Raw genomic sequence first — 6,819 nt, 5'->3', positions numbered from 1 at the left:
TCCTCGCTCGCATAGGGCTCGACCAGGGCGGGATCGCGGATCGCCGCGACCAGGAAGCCGATCGCATCGTGCAGGCTCAGGCCGTCCACCTCGCGGGCATAGAGGTCCACCCCCTGCACCGCGGCGATCTCGGCGATCGTCACCAGCGAGGCGACCGCATGGCGCTGGTACCACAGAGCCCTGGCACCCCGCCGGGTCTCGAGCGGCAGCGAGCCGTCCGGCCGGAGCTCGGCCAGGGCATCCATGTAGGCGGCCACCCCCTGGTCGAAGGCCTCCTGACTGCCGGTGAGCGCACCCCAGGCCATGTCGACGCTGGCGTTCAGGTAGTGGTGGTTGTTGCGCGCGGTGGTCTTGCCCGGCGCCGGCGCCATCTGCCGGCGCATCTGCATGAGCTCGGACAGCCAGCGCTCGATCCGCCCGACCTTCTCGCGGTCCATGCCCGGATCGGACTTGAGCGCGGCGAACGAGACGATCACCGGCAGCACGGTGCGGTTGACGGCATAGAGCTCGTTGCTGGTCTCATCCACCTTGGTGAGCGCCTGGCCATTGGCCCAGCGGTTCATCACCCGCGCCACCGCCCGCCCTGATGCACGATCGTGGGTCGCGACCGTCCAGGCCGTGGCACGCATCACCTCCATGGCGAACGGCTCGGCCGACTGGCCACGATCGCTGCCGGGCGCCTTCGGCCGGGTGATCGCCTTGAAGCTCTGCCATTCGGCACTGGGCGGGCCGCACAGGAAGCTGCGATCGGCCTCCGTCATGGCGGCCAGTTCCTGGTGGCGCGCTTGCGGGTCGAACAGCACCACGCCCGGCCTGGTCAGCCGGCTCGGCTCGACGAGCTGCCAGGACAGGCCGTCGCGGCCCGGGTCACACCCGGCCAGTCCCAGCAGCGCAAGGCTTGGAACCGCCATCCGGCCGAACCACTTGTCCGACAGTTTCATCGATGCCATCAGGTCGATTGCAGGTCTTGTTCCTATCGCAACTGAGTGGAGGTCTGTCGACGATGATCCACCGGCGCGGGCTGCTCATCGGGGCGCTTGCCATGATGTCGCTGCCCAGGCTCGGCATGGCTGCCACCAGCGGGGCCGAGGATTTCCGCCTGGGCGTCAACTGGGGCGGCATGCATGTCGCCGACGTGGCACTGGGCTTTCGGGCGAACGGTGCCGCCATCGACGGCAGCATGGGCATCACCAGCCGCGGGATGGCCTCGTTGCTCACCTCCTATGGCGGCGAGATGCAGTCCGTCTCGCGCGACGAGGCGGGCGAGCTGCGTTCGAGCCACTACCGCGCGCACTATGAGAGCCGGCGCTACACGCGCGACATCGAGATCCGCTACGACGATGCGGGCGACCCGGTGGAGGTCGCCCTGTTCAAGCGGGGTGAGCCGCAGGGCGTCGACATCCCCAAGCGCCTCTGGGCAGGCACGGTGGATCCACTCACCGGGATCCTGCGGGTGCGGCGCTGGATGGTTGGCGGCAACCGGCCGGACCGCCTGGTCGTCCCGATCTTCGACGGGCGCTCACGCTACGACATCGAGGCGACGCCCCTGGAGCCGACCGACGACGTCGCCCGTGCCAGGCTGGTCGTCAACCCGTTGGCGTCTGCGAGCCGCTCGTCCTGGCTGGCAGGCTGGGAGAATGACGACGGCCGCTGGATCGAGGCCAAGGTCAGCAACGATCCGCGTGCCGTGCCGCTCCTGATCGAGACCCAGGACGGCGGGACCGCCTCCTCGGTCGAGCTGGACAAGGACTGCTCGAACACGGCGAGCTGCAGCTAGAGAACGGCATCGGCCGCGCCCCTCCCGGGACACGGCCGGCTGCTACTCGGGCGCTGGCGGCTCAGGAGGCCTTGGCGACCGCCTTTTCCTCGAACAGCTGGGCGAGTTCGCCCGACTGGTACATCTCGCGGACGATGTCGCAGCCGCCGACCAGCTCGCCGTCGACATAGAGCTGCGGGAAGGTCGGCCAGTTGCTGAATTCCTTCAGCCCCTGGCGCAGCTCGGCATCGTCCAGCACGTTGTAGCTCTGGAACTTCACACCGGTCTGGGAAAGGATCTGCACCACCGCGGCGGAGAACCCGCACATCGGGAAGACCGGAGTCCCCTTCATGTAGAGCACCACCGGGTCGCTGGTGACCTGGGTGCGGATCGTCTCGTTGATATCGCTCATCTCGACCGTTCTCCGGGCTCGTCAGGACGCAGGGACGGAGGTGGACAGGGCCAGGGCATGCAGCTCGCCGCCCATCCGGCCGCCCAGGGCGGCGTAGACCATCTGGTGCTGCTGGATGCGTGACTTGCCGCGGAACGCCTCGGACACGATGACCGCGCGATAATGGTCGCCGTCACCGGCCAGGTCGTCGATCCGGACGGTGGCGTCGGGAAAGCTCTCCTTGAGCATGCGCTCGAGATCGTCCTTGGCGACTGGCATCAAAGCTCCTCTGTCAGGCAGCGACGGCGTCGCCGCCCATGAAGTCCGGGAGCCAGGCCTCATGGACACGCCGCAGTTCCTCAACCGATATGGGGGGCAGGTCCTTGACCTGCAACGCATCGCCCCCGACCCGGCCGATCTCTCGCGCGATCACCCCGTCCCGCGCGGCATCCGCCAGCAGATCCTTGAGTGCTGCCGGCTCGACCGCCAGCACGTAGCGGCCCTGCTCCTCGCCGAACAGCCAGCCGACCGCGGCCAAGCCCTGGGGGATACGCAGCTCCGCACCCTTGCCGGACGCCATGCACATCTCGGCCACCGCGATCGCCAGGCCGCCATCGCTCACGTCATGGCAGGCCCGCACCGTGCCGCCCCGGATCTGCTGGAGCACGAAGTCGCCATTGCGCTGCTCGTGGGCGAGGTCGACCGGCGGGGGTGCCCCCTCCTCGCGGCCCATGATCTCGCGCAGGTACAAGGAAGCACCCATCCAGCCATAGGTCTCGCCGATCAGGATCAGGATCTGGCCGTCCGCCGTGGGGGCAATCCCCACCACCCGGTCCAGGTCCTCGATCAGGCCGATGCCGCCGATGTCGGGGGTGGGCTGGATCGCCTTGCCGTCGGTCTCGTTGTAGAGCGACACGTTGCCGGACACGACCGGGAAGTCGAGCGCCCGGCAGGCCTCGGCCATGCCCTCGATGCAGCCGACGAACTGGCCCATCACCTCCGGCCGCTCCGGGTTGCCGAAGTTCAGGCAGTTGGTGATGGCGAGCGGCCTGGCGCCGGTGGCGATCAGGTTGCGCCGGCACTCGGCCACCGCCTGCATCCCGCCGGTGCGGGGGTGGGCCTGGCAGTAGCGGGGCGTGCAGTCGGACGAGACCGCGAGCGCCCGGTCGCCGCCCAGCACCCGGACCACCGCGGCGTCGCCGCCGGGGCCGATCAGCGTATCGGCGCCGACCGTGTGGTCATACTGCTCCCAGATCCAGCGCCTGGACGCGAGGTCGGGGCAGCCGACCAGCCGGAGGATCGCCTGGTCGTGCGGCAGGACCGGCACGGCCGGCTCGGACAGCGCCACCGGGATCGGTGCCGCCGGCTCCTCGTAAGGACGGTCATAGACCGGGGAGCTGCCGGCGATCGGCGCCACCGGCAGGTCGGCCACCACCTCGCCATGGCGCTTGAGCACCATCCGGCCGGTATCGGTCACCCGGCCGATCACCGCGAAGTCCAGCTCCCACTTGCGGAAGATCGCCTCGGCCTCGGCCTCGCGGCCCTCCTTCAGCACCATGAGCATCCGCTCCTGGCTCTCGGAGAGCATGATCTCGTACGGGGTCATGCCGGGCTCGCGCATCGGCACCTGGTCCAGGTCCAGCTCGATGCCGGCATCGCCCTTGGACGCCATCTCGAACGAGGACGAGGTCAGGCCGGCCGCACCCATGTCCTGAATCGCGACGATCGCGTCCTTCTCCATGAGCTCCAGGCAGGCCTCGATCAGCAGCTTCTCGCGGAAGGGATCGCCCACCTGCACGGTCGGCCGCTTCTCGTCGCTGTCCTCGCCGGAGAACTCGGCGGATGCCATGGTGGCGCCATGGATGCCGTCGCGCCCGGTCTTGGCCCCGACATAGACCACCGGATTGCCGATGCCGGCGGCGGCCGCATAGAAGACCCGGTCGGCCCTGGCCACGCCCACGCACATGGCGTTGACCAGGATGTTGCCGTCAAAGGCGCGATGGAAGGTGGTCTCGCCGCCCACGGTCGGCACGCCCACGCAGTTGCCATACCCGCCAATGCCGCGCACCACGCCGTCGACCAGGCGCTTGGTCTTGGGATGCTGCGGCGAGCCGAAGCGCAATGCGTTCAGGTTGGCGATCGGCCGCGCACCCATGGTGAACACGTCGCGCATGATGCCGCCCACCCCGGTGGCGGCACCCTGGAACGGCTCGATATAGGAGGGGTGGTTGTGGCTCTCCATCTTGAAGATGGCCACCAGCCCGCCGCCGATGTCGACCACGCCGGCATTCTCGCCGGGGCCGCACACCACCCAGGGTGCCTCGGTCGGCAGCTTCCGCAGATGGTTCTTCGACGACTTGTAGGAGCAGTGCTCCGACCACATCACCGAGAAGATCCCGAGCTCGACCAGGTTCGGCTCCCGGCCGATCAGCTCGATGATCCGCTGGTACTCGTCCGGGCTCAGGCCGTGGGACTTGACGATGTCGGGCGTGATCATCCGCGGGTGACCGTTTCGAGCAGGGACTGGAAGATCGCGCGCCCGCCGGTATGGCCGGTGCGCGGGTCCACATGGCATTCCGGATGCGGCATCATGCCGAGCACCCGGCCGCTGGCGTCGGTGATGCCGGCGATGTTGCGCAGCGAGCCATTCGGGTTGTCGACATAGCGGAACACCACCCGGCCCTCGCCTTCCAGCCGGTCGAGCGTCGCCTCGTCGGCCGTGTAGTTGCCGTCGCCATGGGCGGTGCTGACCAGGAGCTGGTCGCCCTGGCTGAGCCCGGCGGTGAACGGCGTGCCGGCCCGCTCGACGCTGAGTGCGCAGGGGTGGCAGATGAAGCGCAGGCCGACGTTGCGGACCAGCGCGCCCGGCAGCATCCCCGCCTCGCACAGGATCTGGAAGCCGTTGCAGACGCCGAGCACATGGCCGCCGGCGCGGGCGAAGTCCGCCACCGCGCGCATGGCCGGCGAGCGGGCGGCGATCGCACCGCAGCGCAGATAGTCGCCATAGGAGAAGCCGCCCGGAATGCCGACCACGTCGACCGGCGGCAGCTCGGTGGCCTCGTGCCAGACCAGATGGACCTCGGCGAAGCCGGTGTCCTTGAAGGCGCGCACAAGGTCGCGGTCGCGGTTGGCGCCTGGGAAGGTGACGACGGCAGCGCGCATCAGCGGATCACTCTTCCACCGTGAATCGGTAGCTCTCGATCACCGGGTTGGCGAGCAGCTGCTCGCACATCGCCTTGACCGAGGCCTCCGCCGCCGCACGGTCCTTGGCCTCGAGGTCGAAGGTGAAGACCCGGGTCTTGCGCAGCCCGCTCACCCCCTCGAAGCCCAGATGGAGCAGCGAGCGCTCGATCGTGACCGCCTCCGGGTCGAGCACGCCCTGCTTCAGGCCCACTTCCACGCTGACCTTCACCACCAGTCTCCGAACCCGTGCCTCGTGCGATGCGGCCTTCCCTAGTGGCCAATGCGTCGCCAGACAAGCAGTGGCACGAATCAGCCGAAATAGAAGTCCAGCTCCGCCGCCGCCAGCCGCTCCAGGTTCGGGATGAACACCTGCGTGTGCTGGATCGGCCCGAAGCCGCTGAGATAGCCCAGGTCGAACAGCAGGCCGGTCTCGTTCCGCCCGGGCACCACGGCGATCGTGGTGTAGGCGACGCCCCGGTCGAACGTGTCGATGCTGCCGTCGCCGTTGTTGTCGAAGTGATGGGGGAAAATCTGGTTGTGGTCGTCCGGCGCGATGCCGATGCGGTCGACGCCCTGGGTGAAGTCGGCGATCACCGTGAATGTCTCGGGATAGGTGGGCTCCTCGCGGATGCCGAAGCCGTAGCCAAACAGGAACAGATCGGAGCCAAAGCCACCGGTCAGCTCGTTGCGGCCGGCTTCGCCGTTCAGGAAGTCGTCGTCGTCCCCGCCGGACAGGAGGTCGTCGCCTTCGCGTCCGAACATCCGGTCGGCGCCGGTCGAGCCCTGCAGCTCGTCGTTGCCGGTCCCACCGATCAGCCAGTCGTTGCCGCCCTCGCCGAACAGCCGGTCGCGGCCGGGCCCGCCGACCACCATGTCGTCACCCAGGTTGCCGAAGAGATTGTCGTGGCCGTCATGGCCGTCCAGCCGGTCGTTGCCGCTCCCGCCGAACAGCCGGTCATCGCCGAGCAGGCCGGCCAGCCGGTCGTCATCCGGCCCGCCCACCAGGATGTCGGCCCGGCTGGTACCGATGAGCGGGGCGATGCCGCCCGCCCCATAGGTTCCAATTGCCACGGGCGGGATCTCGGTGACACCGAACAAGGTGACGGTCTGCGGTCCGGCAAAATGCAGGTCCATCGCACCCTTCAGGTCGAACACCAGCGAATCCCTGGTCACGCCGCCCAGTGTTACCGGCTGGATCGTCACATGACGGTCGCCATCGCCCAGGCGGAAGGTGTCGTTGTCGTCGAGCTGCTCGAAGGTAAGGCGTGGGCGGAGATCACTGAAGGTCGGGCCGAGCTTGTCGTGCAGGACCAGATGGTCTTCCGAGGGGTCGAAGTCCGTCACGATATCCTGGCCATTGGCCCGGATGAAGCCGAGCTGATCTACCAGGAAATCGAACTCGTCGGGTCCGGCACCGCCGGTCAGCCGGTCATCGCCCGGCCCGCCGAACAGCGTGTCGCGGCCCTCGCCGCCGCGCATCTCGTCATTG

General features: G+C 68.6%; 8 protein-coding genes. 1 reads left to right on the top strand and 7 read right to left on the bottom strand.

What is annotated here, in order from left to right; translation table 11 throughout:
- The coding region (locus VNS22_RS09975) for an alginate lyase family protein (protein ID WP_325731948.1) at positions 1-950 on the bottom strand (950 nt) is incomplete at its 3' end.
- A gap of 53 nt (positions 951-1,003) precedes the next feature.
- On the opposite strand from VNS22_RS09975, the gene VNS22_RS09970 reads away from it, so the two are divergent.
- Positions 1,004-1,777 (top strand): DUF3108 domain-containing protein, encoded by a 774-nt coding sequence (locus VNS22_RS09970; RefSeq protein ID WP_325731947.1) that lies wholly within the window; start codon positions 1,004-1,006, stop codon positions 1,775-1,777.
- A gap of 61 nt (positions 1,778-1,838) precedes the next feature.
- On the opposite strand, the gene grxD is transcribed toward VNS22_RS09970, so the two are convergent.
- The 6 genes from grxD to VNS22_RS09940 all read right to left on the bottom strand — a co-directional run.
- Positions 1,839-2,168, bottom strand: a complete 330-nt coding sequence (grxD, locus tag VNS22_RS09965; protein WP_325731945.1) for a Grx4 family monothiol glutaredoxin — start codon at positions 2,166-2,168, stop codon at positions 1,839-1,841.
- Between the two features lie 21 nt (positions 2,169-2,189).
- Entirely contained in the window at positions 2,190-2,426 is a 237-nt protein-coding gene (locus tag VNS22_RS09960; protein WP_325731943.1) for a BolA family transcriptional regulator, read from the bottom strand.
- A 13-nt stretch (positions 2,427-2,439) separates the two neighbouring features.
- Positions 2,440-4,644, bottom strand: a complete 2,205-nt coding sequence (purL, locus tag VNS22_RS09955; RefSeq protein ID WP_325731941.1) for a phosphoribosylformylglycinamidine synthase subunit PurL — start codon at positions 4,642-4,644, stop codon at positions 2,440-2,442.
- Positions 4,641-5,309 carry a phosphoribosylformylglycinamidine synthase subunit PurQ gene (gene purQ / locus VNS22_RS09950; RefSeq protein WP_325731939.1) on the bottom strand — a complete coding sequence of 223 codons (669 nt, stop codon included), beginning with the start codon at positions 5,307-5,309 and terminating at the stop codon, positions 4,641-4,643. The genes purL and purQ overlap by 4 nt, the downstream gene beginning before the upstream one ends.
- Before the next feature lie 7 nt (positions 5,310-5,316).
- Positions 5,317-5,562 (bottom strand): phosphoribosylformylglycinamidine synthase subunit PurS, encoded by a 246-nt coding sequence (purS, locus tag VNS22_RS09945; protein WP_349261761.1) that lies wholly within the window; start codon positions 5,560-5,562, stop codon positions 5,317-5,319.
- A 77-nt stretch (positions 5,563-5,639) separates the two neighbouring features.
- A partial coding sequence (locus tag VNS22_RS09940) for a calcium-binding protein (RefSeq protein ID WP_325731936.1) occupies positions 5,640-6,819 on the bottom strand: 1,180 nt, incomplete at its 5' end.

This window comes from Geminicoccus sp. (assembly GCF_035556675.1).
Classification (GTDB): Bacteria; Pseudomonadota; Alphaproteobacteria; order Geminicoccales; family Geminicoccaceae; genus Geminicoccus.
The sequence above is the reverse complement of the archived record's forward strand: the minus strand, read 5'-3'. Positions and strand labels throughout refer to the sequence as shown.